At 39.7% G+C, this 18350-nt stretch carries 17 protein-coding genes; 12 read left to right on the top strand and 5 right to left on the bottom strand.

Annotation, left to right across the window (positions count from 1 at the left end):
- Positions 1-241 precede the first annotated feature (241 nt).
- Positions 242-1207, top strand: a complete 966-nt coding sequence (locus FCN25_RS14365; RefSeq protein ID WP_167496040.1) for a GGDEF domain-containing protein — start codon at positions 242-244, stop codon at positions 1205-1207.
- Between the two features lie 202 nt (positions 1208-1409).
- Here the strand turns inward: FCN25_RS14365 and FCN25_RS14370 are convergent, their stop codons facing one another.
- Positions 1410-1856 (bottom strand): MarR family winged helix-turn-helix transcriptional regulator, encoded by a 447-nt coding sequence (locus tag FCN25_RS14370; RefSeq protein WP_137225911.1) that lies wholly within the window; start codon positions 1854-1856, stop codon positions 1410-1412.
- Between the two features lie 222 nt (positions 1857-2078).
- On the opposite strand from FCN25_RS14370, the gene FCN25_RS14375 reads away from it, so the two are divergent.
- From FCN25_RS14375 to FCN25_RS14390, 4 genes are all read left to right on the top strand, one after another.
- Positions 2079-3107 carry an NADP-dependent oxidoreductase gene (locus FCN25_RS14375; RefSeq protein ID WP_137225913.1) on the top strand — a complete coding sequence of 343 codons (1029 nt, stop codon included), beginning with the start codon at positions 2079-2081 and terminating at the stop codon, positions 3105-3107.
- A gap of 42 nt (positions 3108-3149) precedes the next feature.
- Positions 3150-3827 carry a type 1 glutamine amidotransferase domain-containing protein gene (locus FCN25_RS14380; protein WP_175405882.1) on the top strand — a complete coding sequence of 226 codons (678 nt, stop codon included), beginning with the start codon at positions 3150-3152 and terminating at the stop codon, positions 3825-3827.
- Between the two features lie 147 nt (positions 3828-3974).
- On the top strand, positions 3975-4589 hold the full coding sequence (locus FCN25_RS14385) for a glutathione S-transferase family protein (protein WP_137225917.1): 615 nt from the start codon (positions 3975-3977) through the stop codon (positions 4587-4589).
- Between the two features lie 207 nt (positions 4590-4796).
- Complete coding sequence (locus FCN25_RS14390) at positions 4797-5396, top strand: hypothetical protein (RefSeq protein WP_137225919.1); 600 nt, start codon at positions 4797-4799, stop codon at positions 5394-5396.
- Here the strand turns inward: FCN25_RS14390 and FCN25_RS14395 are convergent.
- The gene (locus FCN25_RS14395) at positions 5386-6219 is read right to left on the bottom strand and encodes a TIGR03899 family protein (protein WP_137225921.1); all 834 of its coding nucleotides are present in this window, start codon (positions 6217-6219) and stop codon (positions 5386-5388) included. The genes FCN25_RS14390 and FCN25_RS14395 overlap by 11 nt on opposite strands.
- A 66-nt stretch (positions 6220-6285) precedes the next feature.
- Positions 6286-7500: an MFS transporter gene (locus tag FCN25_RS14400; protein WP_137225923.1), complete on the bottom strand. Its 1215-nt coding sequence runs from the start codon at positions 7498-7500 to the stop codon at positions 6286-6288.
- Between the two features lie 181 nt (positions 7501-7681).
- Between FCN25_RS14400 and FCN25_RS14405 the strand changes: the two genes are divergently transcribed.
- The 5 genes from FCN25_RS14405 (at position 7682) to FCN25_RS14425 (ending at position 13265) form a co-directional block, all read left to right on the top strand.
- Positions 7682-9091: a hypothetical protein gene (locus FCN25_RS14405; protein WP_137227418.1), complete on the top strand. Its 1410-nt coding sequence runs from the start codon at positions 7682-7684 to the stop codon at positions 9089-9091.
- A gap of 40 nt (positions 9092-9131) precedes the next feature.
- Entirely contained in the window at positions 9132-10295 is a 1164-nt protein-coding gene (locus FCN25_RS14410) for an imelysin family protein (RefSeq protein WP_137225926.1), read from the top strand.
- 137 nt (positions 10296-10432) lie between these two features.
- Positions 10433-12058: a di-heme oxidoredictase family protein gene (locus FCN25_RS14415; RefSeq protein WP_137225928.1), complete on the top strand. Its 1626-nt coding sequence runs from the start codon at positions 10433-10435 to the stop codon at positions 12056-12058.
- Positions 12059-12229: 171 nt separating this feature from the next.
- On the top strand, positions 12230-12751 hold the full coding sequence (gene hemG, locus FCN25_RS14420) for a menaquinone-dependent protoporphyrinogen IX dehydrogenase (protein WP_137225930.1): 522 nt from the start codon (positions 12230-12232) through the stop codon (positions 12749-12751).
- 4 nt (positions 12752-12755) lie between these two features.
- The gene (locus tag FCN25_RS14425) at positions 12756-13265 is read left to right on the top strand and encodes a cytochrome b/b6 domain-containing protein (RefSeq protein WP_137225932.1); all 510 of its coding nucleotides are present in this window, start codon (positions 12756-12758) and stop codon (positions 13263-13265) included.
- Between the two features lie 430 nt (positions 13266-13695).
- Here the strand turns inward: FCN25_RS14425 and FCN25_RS14430 are convergent, their stop codons facing one another.
- Together FCN25_RS14430 and FCN25_RS14435 are read right to left on the bottom strand one after the other, a co-directional pair.
- Positions 13696-14352, bottom strand: coding sequence for a thiol:disulfide interchange protein DsbA/DsbL (locus FCN25_RS14430; protein ID WP_137225934.1), 657 nt, complete (start codon positions 14350-14352; stop codon positions 13696-13698).
- 274 nt (positions 14353-14626) lie between these two features.
- Positions 14627-15286, bottom strand: a complete 660-nt coding sequence (locus FCN25_RS14435; RefSeq protein WP_137225936.1) for a DNA-J related domain-containing protein — start codon at positions 15284-15286, stop codon at positions 14627-14629.
- Between the two features lie 395 nt (positions 15287-15681).
- Here FCN25_RS14435 and FCN25_RS14440 point away from each other — a divergent pair, with 395 nt between their 5' ends.
- Together FCN25_RS14440 and FCN25_RS14445 are read left to right on the top strand one after the other, a co-directional pair.
- Positions 15682-16248, top strand: coding sequence for a phosphoribosyltransferase (locus tag FCN25_RS14440; protein WP_137225938.1), 567 nt, complete (start codon positions 15682-15684; stop codon positions 16246-16248).
- Positions 16249-16421: 173 nt separating this feature from the next.
- Complete coding sequence (locus FCN25_RS14445; RefSeq protein ID WP_137225940.1) at positions 16422-18335, top strand: U32 family peptidase; 1914 nt, start codon at positions 16422-16424, stop codon at positions 18333-18335.
- The last annotated feature ends 15 nt before the right edge of the window (positions 18336-18350 follow it).

Consider the following 18350-nt stretch of genomic DNA (forward strand, 5'->3'; position numbering starts at 1 on the left):
GTTGATCCCAGCCCGATAATCATTGTCTATTTGTAGTATGTCAATAATAGGCTTTGTGTCGCACTTAGGAATTAAATCCGGACATTCATTATTTGATTTTCATCAATAAATCTTCTCATTCTTGACCGCGTTTAAGATACGGTATGGTTAACCGTAATTAATAAGAGTATATTGCTGGATCTACGTCATTAACATCATCAATGACGCATATGGATATATAGATGCTAGCTAAGGAATGCTCATGTCGCTTGAACTCGTTGAATTATTGGTTTTCGTCTTATTGTTAGTTATCGCTTTGTTGCTTTTTTTTAACTTGAGCCGATATCGTCAGCAGCAAACTAAAAAAATGATGTTAGATACTTATGATCTTATTCTTGATCAAGTTGATGCCTACATTTATTTAAAAGACACTCAATGCAAATATATTTATGCGAATCAATTGACGCTTGACTACTTTGGCGTAACGCTTGAAAAGCTAAAGGGCACTTCCGATAGCGATTACTTTCCCGAGAATGTTGTAGATGTATTGCATGTAAATGACACTAAAGTGCTTAATTCACAAAGTAAAATATCTGACGATGTTATTGTTGATACTCAAACCTCTTTAGTTGTTTATCACGAAGTTAAGCAACCCTTATACAACCATAAAGGCTTATTAATTGGCCTTATTGGTGTTTCTACCGATATTACCGCGGCCTATCACTTACGTTCAAAACTAGAGCAACTTGCTAATACGGATTCATTAACGGGTTTGTTTAATCGTCGATCATTTACGTCTTTTTGCGAACATGAATTTTTTCGTGCTACTCGTTATTTTCAACCTTTTTCGTTAATGATCATCGATATTGATTTATTTAAAGTAGTTAATGATACCTATGGTCATTTAGTGGGCGATGAGGTGATTAAGCGCGTTGCTAATATATGTAATGAACATGTTAGGGAGGCTGATGTATTGGCTAGAATTGGCGGTGAAGAATTTGCGATTTTATTACCCGATACTGATATGAACTCTGCTTATGTCTTGGCTGAACGGTTAAGAGAAGCTCAGCAACAGTATGATAAACCACAAGCTCCTTCGATAACCATTAGTATTGGTATTGCAACCTTACGTTCTCAAGACAAAGCATTTTCTGAGATATTTAATCGAGCTGATAAGGCGTTGTATTCATCAAAACATGTCGGTCGCAATAGTGTTAATGTCTCGTAAGAGCAAGTGCTCAATAATCATTTTAGTATGATGGCAAAGTGGATTTAATAGCATTTTAGTCCCTTCAAACAATGCGGCGGCATCACGTAATCGGTTATAGACCTTAAATATTGTTAATTTAAGTTGCGCGCAATTAGTTATCGTGATTATCATATGGCTATGCAAAAGCAGATTTAAGCTAAAGTGTGAGTGATTTTGTGAACTAACACTCGATGTGGGTAGGTAATTTAAGCCTAAATTGGTCCAGTTGTTGTTTTAATGCTGATAGTTCAGATATGTCGATACCGCATTGCTCAAGAATACATCGATGGATTTGTTCTGCTTGGAGTTGAAGTTGATGACCTTTTTCGGTTAATTGCATACACAAGGTCCGTTCATCTAAAGGCTTACGAATACGCTTTAGTAGACCATCAGTTTCAAGACGTTTTATGACTGGTGTTAATGCGCCTGACTGTTGTCCGAGTTTGCTGGCTAAGGTTTTTAAACTTAAACCATCTTGCTCCCAAAGGACTAACATCACTAAATATTGAGTGTAAGTTAGCCCGATAGAGTCTAGTAAAGGTTTGTACAGTTGGGTCATCGCTAATGACGTTGAATAAACAGCAAAACATAACTGATTCTCAAGTAGCATGGGTTTATCGTTTTTCATATCAAAAGCTTAGCTCATAAAGTGATTGATCATGTTTTGACTGATCAATTTAAGTAAAAGAACGTATTAATAGACCTTGGTTGACTATGATATCAATGTTTACATGATATCTGTATTACGAATGTTAGCAATGTTAACGACATTAACATTTTTAAACGACTTAGGTCATATTGTCTTCTTCAGTACCATTTTAAGGTGCTGATATCATTTAAAGGACACAAGATGAACACCCAAAATCGTCGTATAGTACTCGCCAGCCGCCCTCAAGGTGAGCCTGTTGCTAATAATTTTCGCTTAGAAACCGTCAACAAACCTGTACCCGCAGAAGGTGAGGTGTTGTTACGCGCAGTGTATTTATCACTTGATCCCTACATGCGTGGCCGTATGAATGATGCAAAATCATATGCAGATCCTGTTGCGATTGACGATGTGATGGTGGGTGCGACGGTATCACAAGTGGAAGCCTCTAATCATCCTGATTATAAAGTGGGTGAGTGGGTGTTAGCGTTTGGTGGTTGGCAAGATTATTTGGTATCCAATGGAGAAGAGCTGATGAAATTGGGCGATAACCCAAGTCATCCTTCTTATGCCTTGGGTATTATGGGCATGCCAGGTTTTACTGCCTATATGGGATTATTAGACATTGGTGCACCTAAAGCTGGCGAAACTATTGTGGTTGCCGCGGCTACTGGGCCTGTTGGCGCCACGGTTGGCCAAATTGGTAAATTGAAAGGCTGTCGAGTCGTCGGCATCGCTGGTGGCGAAGAGAAATGTCGCTTCGCAAAAGAAGTATTAGGCTTTGATGAATGTATTGATCATAAAGCGGCTGATTTTGCACAGCAATTGGCAACCCACTGTGGTAATGGTATTGATGTGTATTTTGAAAACGTTGGTGGCAAGGTGTTTGATGCCGTTTTACCGTTATTAAATACCGGTGCTCGAGTGCCATTATGTGGCTTAATTTCGCAATACAACGCGACTTCGTTACCAGACGGTCCTGATCGTTTGTCATTACTGATGGGTACTTTGCTGGTTAAGCGCATTAAGATGCAAGGCTTTATTATTTTTGATGATTACGGTGATCGCTATCCAGAGTTTGCCAAAGATATGGGGCAATGGCTTGGTGAAGGTAAAATTCAATATCGTGAACAAATTGTCGATGGTCTTGAAAATATGACCACAGCCTTTATTGGGCTGTTAAAGGGCGAAAACTTCGGCAAGGTTGTAATTAAAATAAATGATCCTCTGTAATCTACGTGATTACGCTAAACAAACAGTATGTAAGGAATAACAATGAAAGTATTAATGGTATTAACTTCGCACGATAAATTAGGCGATACAGGTAAAAAAACTGGTTTTTGGTTAGAAGAGTTGGCGGCGCCATACTACGCATTTGTCGATAAAGGTGTTGAGGTAGTACTGACCTCTCCTAAAGGTGGTTTACCGCCATTGGACCCAACAAGTGATCTAGCTGATTTTCAAACGGACTCAACGCGTCGTTTTACTGCCGATGCTACAGCGCAAGCATTACTCGCCAATACGCTGACATTGGCGTCAATTGACGTAGCAGATTATGACGCGGTGTTTTATCCTGGCGGTCATGGTCCATTATGGGACTTAACCAATGATAAAGACTCTATTGCATTAATTGAGCAGTGCTATAAAACAGATAAACTTTTAGGTTTGGTATGTCACGCGCCAGCTGCACTTAAGTACCCTAAAAAACCTGACGGAACCCCACTCGTTGCCGGTAAAAATGTCACAGGTTTTACTAATGGCGAAGAAGAGGCAGTGCAACTCACTAATGTAGTGCCGTTTTTGGTAGAAGATATGCTACAACAAAATGGCGCGACTTATTCTAAGGGCGACGATTGGCATCCATATGCGGTAGCTGATGGTAAATTAATTACTGGTCAAAATCCTGCATCGTCTGAGTTAGTGGCAGAAAAAATGTTAGCTTTATTAAGCTAACCCGCTAATTAGTAAGCGGGTTGTTTAGACTTAGCTTATGATTTATTTATCATCGGCTCGAAATAAGAGCTCTGGTGGAATTATAAATAAGCCCAATGAATAATCATTGGGCTTATTGTTATCGTTCAACAATATTCGGATGGCTTAATGATTAAACTACATCACTTAAATAAATCTCGTTCAAAACGTATTATTTGGTTATTAGAAGAACTGGGTGTCGATTATGAACTGGTTGCTTATCAGCGTGATGCGAGCACTTTTTTAGCGCCAGAATCACTTAAAAAAGTTCATCCGTTAGGTAAGTCACCCGTACTCGAAGCCAATGACTTTACCATAGCTGAGTCGGGTGCTATTACTGAATACTTAATTCAAACCTATGCAGCTGACAAGCTTATGCCTGCCAAAGGCACTGCGGACTACATTGATTATTTGCAATGGATGCATTTTGCCGAAAGTTCTGCGGCATTGCCATTATTGTTGAAGATTTTTGTTAATATGGAAGGTGCTGAAACACGGTTTATTGGTGGGTATGCTGATGCAGAAACGGCCAAAGTGATTGGTTATGTTAACGACCGTTTAGAGGGTAAGTCATATCTAGTCGGTAACCGTCTTAGCGGTGCAGATATTATGATGTCGTTTATTGCAGAGCTTGTTGGCCAAAACGGTGAGTTTGAAAAGTATCCTAATATTGGCAAATATTATCAGCAATTATTGACTCATGAGTCATTTCAAAAAGCATTGAAAATTGAAGCAGAACATTAATTGCTACAAGCTTAAAGCTTAAGTTTTTGCTTTGGGTTTAGGTTTTTGGACAACAAGGCGAACTTTGTTCGCTTTTTATTTTTGTACAAAAAGCATACAATTTGATTACACAGTAAAATCGCGTAAAGCACTTGGTTAAGGTTTGTTCAGTATCGTACTAAAGTGTTAGTATGACTTAAGTGTCAATATTTGGAATAAGGTCTCACTATGTCTACTTTATCTAATGAAGAGCTCGCTTATTTTAGCAATGTGTTCTCGCCGGAAGATGACTGTACCGATAATTCTTTATCGAGACATTCATTAAGTGTTGCGACAGAAGTACCGCAAGTGCTTGCTCATATTTTGGGAAATGCCAAGTTAACCTTACTGGCTGAAATTAGTAATTACCGCTTGTGGTTCCCGTTAACCTTAAAGCAAGATGAGCTTGGGCAATTTTTGCCTGAGTTAGGTATTCCTGAAGTGATAGACATGCGTGGCGGTGAGCGGAGTTGGCGGATTAATCAGGTCAAAAATGTCACTGTTATTGATAATGATACTGCAATAGATGTCGAGGTATTATCTTTGTCTAGCTCGGGCATGACCATTAAAGTGCCACAAGAGTTTGATACCAAAATGCCGCATTCAAGCCAGCTTATTTTACCAAATGGCACTCATATTAATATAACATTTGAGCCTGTTAGGACCGAAAATGGGATAATGGCAGCAAAAATTCGCGCTGAAGGTGAGTCGCGAGCAATACTACGTCAATTCCTATTTAGCGAGCATAAAGCTAAATATGCGCACCTTTATAAAAATATTAACTATTAACCATAAAGTCTTTGGCTAATATAGTCTTAACTGCTGTGATAAATTCATTATCACTTTTTGCCTGAATTAATTGGCATAACTCATCACCGACAGTAGTAAACCGATAATAAGTAAATAATAAGTGCTGATTTTTGGGTTTTAGGGTCAAAGTGGCATTACACAGAGTTAACTGAATACGTTCATTACTGCTTAATAGTCCGGTTTCAAACTCGCTTTTATGTAAAATTCCCGCATCGACTAAGGTTAAAATACTGGAATAAGGTAAGCCAAATTGTGACAGGCCGAAGTTGGTTTGAGTGTGCTTACGAAAATATTGTTTTACCCCGCCATTAATTCGATAACTACTGAGTAATTTAAATCTGATTTCGTTGTTGATTTTAACCGACATGCCTAAGGCTTTTTCAAAAATCTGTGCTTCTCGAAACGTCAGTTGCAGTAATACCGCTAAGGTTCGAAGGCTAAAATTACCTGGATTGACGACTTCACTGGCTAAAATTCTGGCCCACAAATCTTGCATTTTACGGTTATGAATTTGTTCTGCCATTTGAAAAAATTGGTAGCGCCAATCAGGATCTAATTCCACGCCAGTCACATCTGAAGGGGTGTAACTCAGTGCAAGAGCAAAAATACTTTCAAGGTTTGCTTGGTACTGGCTGAGCTGTTTTCGTTGCCGATGATCGGCTCTATCGGTAATGGAAGCACTTGAGGGGCGATAATCTTCTTCGCTTGCCAAACCGATAATCCGTCCAAGCAATAAGGTTTTTTGTCGAGCGGACCCTTGGGTATTGTCTTGAGGTATTTCGGTTACATCAACATCAGCCATCGTGAGATCTCTTTCTGTTTTATGCTTGCAACATGCCTGTATGATACGACATCTATATTTAATCGTTTAGTGTTTTGTTCTTGATGGTGACCATAGTGTTTCTTTATCTGGTCGCGGATGACGCGGCACATTGAATGCTAGCGCCAGTGAGCATACGGCAAATCCAGTACCAATAAAAAATACCGACTTAGGCGAGCTTAACCACAAAACACCTAATAACGCCGGAATAATAACCGCTGCTATATGATTAATTGTAAAGCTGACCGACATGGTTGAAGCAATATCTTGTTTATCTGCAATTTTTTGAAAATAGGTCTTGGTCGCAATCGCCATTGCAAAAAGAAGATGATCAATGACATACAATCCTGCAGCAATATTGGCGTTGGTGACATAGGCGTAACAACTGAAAATAATCACTAAGCCGCTGTATTCAATAATCAAGGCATTGCGTTCACCTATTCGACCAATAAAGCGGCCAATTTTTGGTGCAAAGATCAAGTTAACGACATAATTAATTAGAAATAATCCGGTAATTTCAGACACCGAATAACCAAACTTTTCAACCATCATAAAGCCTGCGAAAACCATAAAAATTTGCCGGCGCGCTCCAGAGAAAAAGGTCAGTAAATAATACAGCCAGTAGCGTTTTCTCATTATTAAATGCTTGTGTTGAATAGAACCAATGGTAAAGCGAGGGAAATATACCGTCATCACAAATACCATCAATAATCCACATCCCCCAATAATGCTGTACATCCAAATGTAATCGAGGTTAAGCCAGCTCATTATTAGCCAAATCGATCCATAGCCCAATAGCGCTGCAGCCGAACGCCAAGCCAATGCTTTACCCAAAAAGCCAGGGGCATCAGCTTTATCAACCCATTGCAATGTAAGTGATTGATTTATAGTTTCAAAATAATGAAAACCTATCGACATCAGAACCGTTGTTAAATACAAGCCAATGACATCGGGAAACCAACCAGTAATGCCCACCCCAATACACAATAACGCCAACGATAATAATGCAAAGGTTTGCTCTTTGATCATCAACAACACAAACACTGCGGTAAAGGCTAAAAATCCAGGGATTTCTCTAAGGCTTTGTAATAAGCCTATTTCGGCTCCGGTAAACGCAGCGCGTTCAATGACAAAGTTATTTAATAATGCTTGCCAAACAGCAAATACCATTGACATCACAAAGGTCATCCACAGCAGTAACTGTTGTGGATTTGTTTGTTGGCGAGCAATGGAATTACCACTTGTAAGGGAAGTGTCTGACATGGTTGAAACTCTTATTTTAAGCTTATCAAACCATAGTGACATAAAACCATTTGTTAGGTGAATGTAATTTATTGTAAATAAAATCACCAATAATAGTGTAAATTATAATGCGAATGATTATCACTTGTTATATGCTTGTCCCGTTTTGAGGGAGCATTAACCTGATATGTCGGAGAAAATGATGAATAACAAGTTAACTTTGTTGGCAGTATCTGTCGCAAGTGTATTGGGCTTAAGTGCTATGTCGAATGCACACGCCGCAACAAATACCGAAACATTAGCTAAAGCCATTGCTAAACAAGAAGCTGAAATTGCACTACTAAAACAACAGCTTGCTACATTGGCTTCTGAGCAAAAGCAAAAGCAACAACAGCAACAAAGCAAGCAGGTGGCGACTCAAGTTGACACCGTGGTACAGCAAACTGCTGAAGCACAAGATCGATTTAGCCGTTTCAGTTTTAACTCATATGGCAGCGCGGTTTACACCAGTGATGAATATTTCGATAACGTCCAAGATACTTCTGCAGAGCGACGTAATCGTACTGATTTAGAGCGGATAGTGACCGAGTTTGGTTATCAGTTTACTGATGATTGGAGCATGGAAGTTGAAATTGAATATGAACATGGCGGCACTGGCTCCGCATTAGAATATGACGGTTTTGATGAATTTGGTGAGTTCGAATCTGAAGTTGAAGCCGGTGGTGAAGTGGTCGTTGAAAAAGCGGAAATTCGCTACCGCCCTAGCAAAGCGTTTGGGGTGAAGTTCGGTAATATTCATTTGCCAATTGGTTTATCAAGTATTTTACATAAACCTAGTCAATATTTGACCGTGCAGCGCCATAAGAGTGAGGCTGCAATGATGCCTACCGTTTGGAACGAAAACGGTATTGGTGTTTACGGCGAAATTTCAGACTTTCATTATCAAGCTCAAGTCGTTAGTGGTTTAAATTCTGAGTATTTTCGCACCTATGATTGGGTGGCATCTGGCCATCAAAAACGCTTTGAGGAAGTCAATACAGATGACCTAGCGTTTGCAGGTCGTCTTGATTACGGCAACTTTAAAACTGGCAGTGCTGTTGGTGTGGCTTATTACTTCGGTAATACCAGTGGTAATCGTCATAAAAGTAACAAGTTAGACGTTGATGGTGCATTAAGCATTGTGTCTGTCGCAGGTGCGTTTGTTGAAGGACCTTGGATACTTCGCGGTCAATATTTATATGGCACGTTAGACAATGCCGATGCTATCACCCTAGCTAACAAAACCACTCCAGGTTTACAACCGGGTAACTTTGCACAACTGGGTTCAGAGTCACAATCATTCTTTGTTGAAGCGGGTGTAAAACTCGATGAATGGTTTGACCTTCCTATGACTGTGTTTGCCAATGTTGATTATTCAAATCCATTAATGGCTGTTGAAACTGGCACAGCAACCCAGCGTTATGAAAACACTTGGAGCAGTGTGGGCATTAACTATTCCCCTATACCTGAGATTGTGATTAAAGCCGAAGGCGGTCTTCACCAGGTAGCGGTTGCCAGCATTCCTGACACTAACTTTTTTGCTTTGGGTGTGGGATATCAATTCTCACTATAAGTTTAATTATTTTGATTCATTTTTTACATGGAGTTTTATTATGCGCGTTAAACACACTGCAATTACACTGGCTTTAATCACTGCACTATCAGCATGTGGCGGTTCAGGTTCTGACGATACAAGCACCGAGATCCCAGATGTACCAACAACGGGCTTTAGTTTTGTCGCTACTGAAATGATCACCAATTTAACCGATGATGTCATTGTGGCTGGCTATGCAAATTTAGCAGCTAAAGGTGATGCATTATTATTGGCAACACAAGCATTGCTAAGTGCTTCTGCTACTCAAGCCGATTTAGTCACAGCACAGAATGCGTGGAAATCAGCCCGTGAACCTTGGGAACAAGGTGAGTCGCATATTTTTGGCCCAGTAGATTCATTAAGTATTGATCCGCATTTAGACAGCTGGCCATTAAACACTACCGATTTACAGACTCAGTTAGATAATAACAGCGGTTTTGATGCCGAAACGATTAAAGCTTGGAACGATGATGTTCAAGGTTTTCACACCATGGAATATTTGTTATTTGGCAATGGCGTTGACAGCAATACCAAGTTGATTGCTGACCTTACTACCAGTGAGCGTGAATATTTAATTGCATTAGCTGAAGTGTTCAGAGATTACACAACACTGTTAGATGATGCGTGGCAAGTGAGCTATAACGCTGAAGGTGCCACTGCTATACCTTATGCCGATTTACTTAAAACCCCTGGTGATGCCACTAACACTATTTACTCATCACAATTGGCGGTTATTGAAGAATTAATCAACGGCATGATTGGTATTGTCGATGAAGTGGGTAACGGTAAAATTGCAGATCCATTTGGTGAATCAATCAGTACTGCTGATACCTCAAAGGTGGAGTCACAGTATTCATGGAACTCACTCACTGACTTTGCTAATAACATCATTGGTGTTCGCAATGTATATCAAGGTGAGTTTACTGGTGCGTCAGATAATACTGGTTTAGTAGACTTTGTTGCCGCTGCTGATGCGACGTTATCAACTCGTATTACCAGTGAAATTGATGATGCTATTTTAAAAATTCAAGCCATTTCAGGCAGCACTGATATGCCTTTCCGCCAAGCAATTTTAGACGAAGATGGCCGTGTTCTAGTGCAAAGTGCAATAGATGCACTTACAACATTGCAAACTTCACTGGAGTCAGACGTGCTGCCATTATTATCAGATTGGAACTCTTAATTTAGTTATTGCCTCTCCCATAAGATCATGGATCGACCTTTTTGGGAGGGGAAATGCAACCCTATAACAATATAATAATAACCAGGGTGCATTACCGCTAAATAACCTGATTTCTATTAAAAATGTGTGAGAAAACGATGAATAAATTATTACGACAGCCATACTGGTTTGTGGCATTACTCGGTCTGAGCTTAAGTGCTTGTGGTGGCAGCGGTGATGAAGTCACATCGAAGCCAGTTGAACCCGTTACAACTTATCCTAGCTACACCTCTGTTATTGCTTTAGGCGGTGATACCACTACGCTTGATGCCAATAGTTCTGGCCATGGTTTTTCGACGCCATCAGTCAATTTAACTGACGATGAACTCGAGTTACATTTAGAAGGTGATGCCAATTTTGAAGTATCATTTACTACCGCACCGAATGATCAACATCCTGAATTGGATGGTTTAGGCCCAGTATTCAATAACGCAGACTGTAATTCTTGTCATCAACGAGATGGCCGAAATTCAACACCATTTGTCGCGGCAACTGAAACGCGCATTAAATTAGGCTCTGCTGATGGTATTTTCTTGCGCATTAGCAAAGCTTCAGCAGAACCTTGTACCGAAGGTACGGCAGATAATAATTATTGTGCGCCAATTAAAGTGCCTGATTTTGGTGATCAACTGTTTCATCGCGGGGTATTAAAAGCACGTGCAGATTGGCAAGACAATTCGTTTGTTGGTCAAGCGGACGTGTATTTGTCTTATGAACGTCATGATGAAGTCTATTCGGACGGTGAAACGGTTAGCCTGAAAAAGCCTATTTTTGAAGTGGAGAATCCTTATGACGCGCCAGGTGAAACCAAGCAAAGTGCGAATGTGACGTCTAATTTACTTCAAGATGATGTGTTGATGGGTTGGCGTAATGGCATGCCTGTGTTCGGTTTAGGTTTATTAGAAGCCATACCTGAAGCAAGCATTTTGGCCAACGTTGATGCCGATGACAGTAATAGCGATGAGATTTCTGGTCGAGCTAACTGGGTATTTGATGCCGTAAAAGCACAAAATGGCGATAGTACACCTATTTCTTTAGGTCGCTTTGGTTGGAAAGCCAACACGCCAAGTGTCCGAGTACAATCGTTAGGCGCTTTGCGTGGCGATATTGGTATTACTACCCCGTTATTTCCCGATGAAAGCATTGTCGGCACGAGTTTACATGATTCATATTTAACCCGCACAGGATTTGTCGATACTGGTGAAGATGTTGATGGTGCGCCAGAGGCTAGCGCAGAATTCAGTGACTCTGTGGTCTTTTATGCTGAAACGTTAGCTGTACCCGGTAGACGTAATGTAGACGATAGCGATGTTCGTGAAGGCGCTCGATTATTTGAGCAGCTCAATTGTAGTGGTTGTCATACCCCATCATTTGTGACCAAAACGTCGGGTGATATTGGCGGAATTCCGATGAGCAACAGTTTAAAAGGCCAGACTATTTATCCATTTAGTGACATGTTATTACACGATATGGGTGAGGGCTTAGCTGACGGTCGTCCAGACTTTTTAGCCGATGGCAATGAGTGGCGCACACGACCGTTATGGGGAATAGGGCTTACGCAAACCGTTAACCCACAAGCTGGTTTTTTACATGATGGACGTGCGGCAACCTTGGAAGAAGCTATTTTATGGCATGACGGTGAAGCCAAAACATCTAAGCAAGACTTTATGGCATTAACCCAAGCTGAGCGAGTTCAAGTTATCGCATTTTTACAGTCGCTATAAATTTTTTGTCAAAATAAAAATGCCCTAGATTCTTTTCTAGGGCTTTTTTTTTGCGTGTGACTTCACATAGCATTAATTACCGATCATGAGACGTGATCTGTTTCATGTAAATTTTGCTTTCACTGGGCTAAGATGCTGTATTACATTACATGATTTCCATTAGAGGTCAGCATGAGTCAGATATTACTGATCCATTCAAGTGTCCATGGTTACACTCAAAAAATTTGCGAATATTTACAAAATCAATTAACTGAACAAGATCAGCATGTCACGGTGACATCTTTATCTGATGTGCCAGACTTGGCTCCGTTTGATAAAGTATTTATTGGCGCGAGTATTCGTCACGGCAAACACCGCCCTGCGTTATATCAATTTATTGAAGCACATCGCGCTGAGCTGGAAAGTAAGCCTAGTGGTTTTTTCTCAGTGAGTTTAGTGGCGCGCAAACCACATAAAAACACACCGCAAACCAATACTTATATGCAACAGTTTTTAAGTCAAAGCACATGGAAACCTAAATTATTACAAGTGTTTGGTGGTAATTTAGATTATCAAGGTTATGGTGCAATGGACCGAAATATTATTCGTTTTATTATGTGGCTAACTAAAGGCCCTACCGACCCAAATACTCAAGTTGAGTACACTGATTGGCATAAAGTTGATCAGTTTGCACAGCAGATCATAGAGGCATAATGTCATGGTAAAGCAGTTATGGCAGTGTATTGAAGTTAGATTGCATCAGTTAGTGATATTGATGTCTCTGCTATTAATTTGCACTAGCCCATGGATTTTTATCGGCCGTCAATTAAGTCCGCGTGCTGGCTTTTGGGATGTATTTCATGTGTATGGCGGGTTGTTTACTGGGGTGTTAGCTCTCCTGTTTACTTTTCATATATGTTCAGCAGGGCAATGGCGGCAGTTTTTCCCTTGGCTTACTCTTGATGTTAAACCATTACTGAATGATCTCCGCGGCTTAACGCGTGGAAAATTACCGCATTCTGGTAGTAATGGGTTAATCAGTGTCATTGAAGGGCTTGGGGTTATAGTGTTATTGCTGGTGGCCTTGAGCGGCGCAATTTGGTATGTGGCAGACCCAAGTAATGCCTTAATGTGGCGTAGTTACCATATACTCTTTGCCCAAGTGTTTATTGGCTTTATCGTTATTCATTTTATATTGGCGATTGTGCATATCAGAGACCTTTTTTAACTAATTTACCTCTGCGATATTTCAAATAGCTATTTATCCACTAAATTACTATTAAGGTATTATTCTCGATAGAGGTTTACTTGAGTAAATTGACTCAGTAATGGCTTAATTTTGCATATTGGGTGACATATATTATGGATAAATTGAGCAAGCTGGTTATGCTTGCGGACTACTTTATTATTTGCGGATGTACTCTTAGTTCTGTTGATCAATACCGCTTGTAATATTGCCTTTTCCCAACCGGTGTCAACAAGGTGTTGTTACCCTAAAATAATACATCATCTCATTAGTACTTACGTTTTCAATATATGTCTACCACGGTGTAAAAAAGTCACTTATTGCAATGTTGTAATTAAAAAAAATGGCTATCAACTGATAGCCATTTTTTTAACACAGAGGTTTATTGTTCCCAATAAACCTATTGAAGTCTTTATTTTGTAGTAGCTAAATAATTCATTAATTCAATTAGTTCATTTAAGCTATGCATTTCATTCATGTTGATAGCATATTTATCATTTACGATAAATGTGGGTACGCTACTGACGCTATATAGGTCTTGTTGCTGGCGCCACAAAGCCAGTTTGTTATTGGTATCACTGCTGTCGGCTAATGTGTCATAGGTTGCAGCATCAATACCAAATTGACTGAATACCTTTTTAATATCAGCACGGCTGTTTATTTGTGATTGATGCTGATCGCCTTCAGCATTGTGATCATGTCCATTTGCACCATTATCGCCTTGAATCGCCGCAAACATTGCGTGGTTAAGTTTTTCTTCTTTGCCAACTTCATGGATAACTGCCAGTGAGCGCATGACTTCAGTGCCTAAATCACTGTTCATAAAGTCGACATGCTTAGTGTCGAAGCTGATATCTTTATCTAATCCGGCTTTAATTTCAGTAAGGTATTGAGTTTCCATGTTGAAGCAGTTATGGCAATAAAATGAGAAAAACTCAGTAACTTTAGGTGTGCTGGTAATCATATTATTGGAAATTTGAGTGTAATGCTTGCCTGCAACAAATGGCGTGGCAAGTGTGCTAAATGAGGCTGTGATGAGCGTCAGTGCAACGGCGAATTTTTTAATCATGTAAACCTCAAATCAATGTTAATTAAATATAATTTTGAATTTAATCTGCGTGTGCTAACTAGGGTAAGTTTCTAAACTGAATTATGGCTTAATTCATCCATTAAAAAGCGCTTAATTACGTGACCTGTGCGTGCTTTATGAGGTTAATACTTGAATAGAAACATATATCGAAGTGAGTTCCACGGTAACCGGGGAGTATTATGATTTAGTGACAGTGAGTTGTTCATTGTAGTGAGTTCAATATGACGGCTAAGTAATTGATGGTTATTAATGATTACTCTCTTAGGGTTTGCCATGCTTCACACACTTCGCGAAAACGCTCTGCATTACCTTGATCTCGATCGGGATGCCATTTTAACGCCAGTTTGCGCCATTGTTTGCGAATGTCTCTGTCGGTGGCGGTTTGATCAAGTTCAAACACTTTTAAGGCATGACCTTTATTCATTAATTGTACATTAACGCCAATATATTCTTGATAACTTGACCAGAATGACTCAAGCATTTCACGAACTACGTTTACGCTGGCATCATAATTAACCCAATCGAGATAGTAATCGCGTAATGCACCATCGCGAGTATGTTGTATATCAGCACTGGCTGGAATTATTCTAAATATTTGGATTTCCATCGCCTGAACTTGCAACCACTGCTTGGGCATTAATATATCTTGTAATTCATATAAGGCATTCATCAGTAAAAAGTTACGTTTGAACAAATCTTTTTCTGGTAAGGGATCTAGGTTATGCATTAACCCTTTGGCTTGTAGCTCACTCGCCAAATGGTGCACTTTCCAACTTTGGTTTGTTGATTGTAATAAGCTCAGGACTGGCCATATGAGTGGGTTGTCACCTTTAGGCACATTGAGTTCGTTACTGTCTTTGGTATTTTCCAGTTCAGCACCATAGGCATTGTGTGAGATTTTATTGAGCAGCATAGTGGCGTATTCATCCTGAATTGGCGAGAAAATCTACTTATCATTAAAGCCCACTATGCCATAGTCGTTTTCAATGACAAGTAGATTTATCACTGCTGGTAGGCCAAAATTGCGTTTCAGTTTGTGGTTTTACTTGGACAAACCTAATCGTAAAGTTGATGATATGCCTGAGTTTGCATGTAGACGGTGCGGATTTACATCAAGGTTATCAGATAACTCAACACTGGGTTTGGGTTGTTTGATATATACGATAATTGGCCTTGAATAAGGTTGTGATTTAAATAGTCGTTTTCATTTTTTTATGGGGGGTTGATCAATTAATTCTTATTCTTACAGGCAAGAAAACGTTATTTGGTATAAAATTCGCCGCAATAAAATAACCAAGGGCTTAACCAATGACAGATAAACTCTATGTTAGTGCGCAACAATTACTGGAAGATTCATTTAGACTCGCTGCACAAGTCTATGACAGTGGCTTTCGACCACAGTTTATAGTGGGTATTTGGCGCGGTGGAGCTCCTATCGGTATTGCTGTCCAAGAGTATTTTGATTTTAAGAAGGTTGAAACAGATCATATCGCGGTTAGAACCTCGTCTTACTACGGTATCGGCACTGACAAACAAGATAAAAATATTAAAGTGCACGGTTTGCACTACATTATCGAAAATGCCAATGCTGATGATGGCTTATTGATTGTTGATGATGTATTTGATTCAGGACGAAGTGTGGATGCGCTTATTGCTAAATTAGGTAAGTTTATGCGTTTGAACATGCCTACCGATATCCGTATTGCTTGCCCTTACTACAAACCTAAAAATACTAAAGTCGACCTGAAACCAGATTATTTTATTCATGCATCTGAAGATTGGTTAGTATTCCCACATGAAGTGTCTGGACTCAATCCACAAGAAATAGCAGAAGGTAAAACTGACTTTAAAAACATCCAAGAACTGTTTTTATAAGCTCTGCTTGGTCTTTATTTAGCTGGTTATTAATACGAATTTGCTAGAACTTTATTCAAAGTTTGCTAAAGTATAACGCTATGTGAGTGCGTCAACATATTAATGTCAATGTGACAATATCAGTATGTTGGCGCACTTTTTTATCCGAATCAATGCGAAATGTAATTAACATTATGGTTTCTGTAGAATTGTTCACCCCAGTGGTGCCTGTAAAGCGCCAACTTGAACTGTTAGCGCCGGCTAAAAACGCTGATTATGGCATTGAAGCGATTCGTCATGGTGCTGATGCTGTTTATATTGGCGGTCCTGCCTTTGGTGCGCGTCATAATGCTGGTAATAGCGTTGAAGACATTGCCCGCTTGACTGAATTTGCCCATCGTTATCATGCCCAAGTATTTGTGGCGCTCAATACCATTTTAATGGATGACGAACTGGATAAAGCACTGAAGCTGATTTGGCAACTTTATGACGCCGGTGTTGATGCCTTGATTGTTCAAGATATGGGTATTTTACAGTTAGATTTACCGCCTATCGCGTTGCATGTCAGTACCCAAACTGATAACCGTAGCCCTGAAAAAACCGTTTTTTTAGAACAAGTCGGCTTTTCACAAGTGGTGTTAGCTCGTGAGTTGAATATTCCACAAATTCGCGATATCGCTGCAAGTACAAAAATGAAGTTAGAGTTTTTCATTCATGGTGCGCTATGTGTCAGTTATAGTGGTTTATGCAATTTAAGCCACGCGTATTCTAATCGAAGTGCTAATCGCGGTGAATGTTCACAAATGTGTCGTTTACCGTGCAATTTGACCACGCGCGAAGGTGATGTATTAGCCGAAAATCAGCATTTATTATCACTTAAAGATAATAACCAAACCGATAATTTAGAAGCCTTAATTGATGCGGGTATTAGCTCGTTTAAAATTGAAGGACGCTTAAAAGACATTACTTACCTTAAAAATGTTACCGCACATTATCGTCTGCAATTAGATGCCATTATTGCTCAACGTGATGATCTTGAGTCCATTTCTCATGGCCGTTGCGAGTTTAATTTCACGCCCGATCCAGATAAAAGCTTTAACCGCGGTAAAACAGATTATTTTGTCAATGAACGCACTGAGGCAATTGAACATTTTAGTTCGCCTAAGTTTATTGGTGAAAAAGTGGGCCGTATTACCCATGTAGGTAAAGATTTTATCAAAATAGATACCAGTGAAAGTGGCAAAGACATTCATTTTAATAATGGTGATGGCTTATGTTTCTTTGTTGAACATTATGAAACACAGCGGTTGTCTGACGATAAGCTCTCCGGTGTTCGCATTAACCGCGCAGACGGAAATACCTTGTATTTAACCGAGGTACCTAAAGATCTTAGCGTTGGCGTGATGATGTTCCGTAACTTCGATCATAAATTTGAATCAACCTTAAATAAAGACTCTGCAAAGCGAAAAATTGGCGTCGATATTCAGCTTTTTGATACCGATGATGGCGTGGGCTTAACGCTGACTGATGTGCATAATATCAGTTCCACAGTGAGTCTTGTTTGTGAAAAAGCTCCGGCCAATGATCAAGCTAAGACAGCTGAACAACTCAAAAAACAACTCAGTAAACTTGGCAACAGTGATTTTGTGTTGAATAAGATTAATTTACTCACTCAGCAAATGTGGTTTTTGCCTACTTCAGTGGTGAATGAACTACGTCGCGATGCTGTTAGTGCACTAATGGCAGCAAGGGTTGCTCGTTATCAACGACCAGATCGTTGGGTACACGATAAAGAAGCTCGTTTTCCGCAAAAAGGATTAAGTTTTTTATCCAATGTGGCCAACGAAAAAGCCAAGTCGTTTTATCATCAACACGGGGTGATTCAAATTGAAGACACCTATGAAAAAAATACCGTCTTGCATGATGCACCATTAATGGTGACTAAACATTGTTTGCGTTACAGTTTTAACTTATGCCCTAAAGAAGTGGAAGGCATTAAAGCTGACCCAATGTTTTTAGATGTGGGTAAAGATAAATTAAAATTGGTGTTTGACTGTCATAAATGCGAAATGATGATTGTTGGTTCTAACCAATTAGTGAAACAATAACCGAATAGCAGCGAT

The organism is Shewanella sp. MEBiC00475, from assembly GCF_005234075.1.
Classification (GTDB): Bacteria; Pseudomonadota; Gammaproteobacteria; order Enterobacterales; family Shewanellaceae; genus Shewanella; species Shewanella polaris.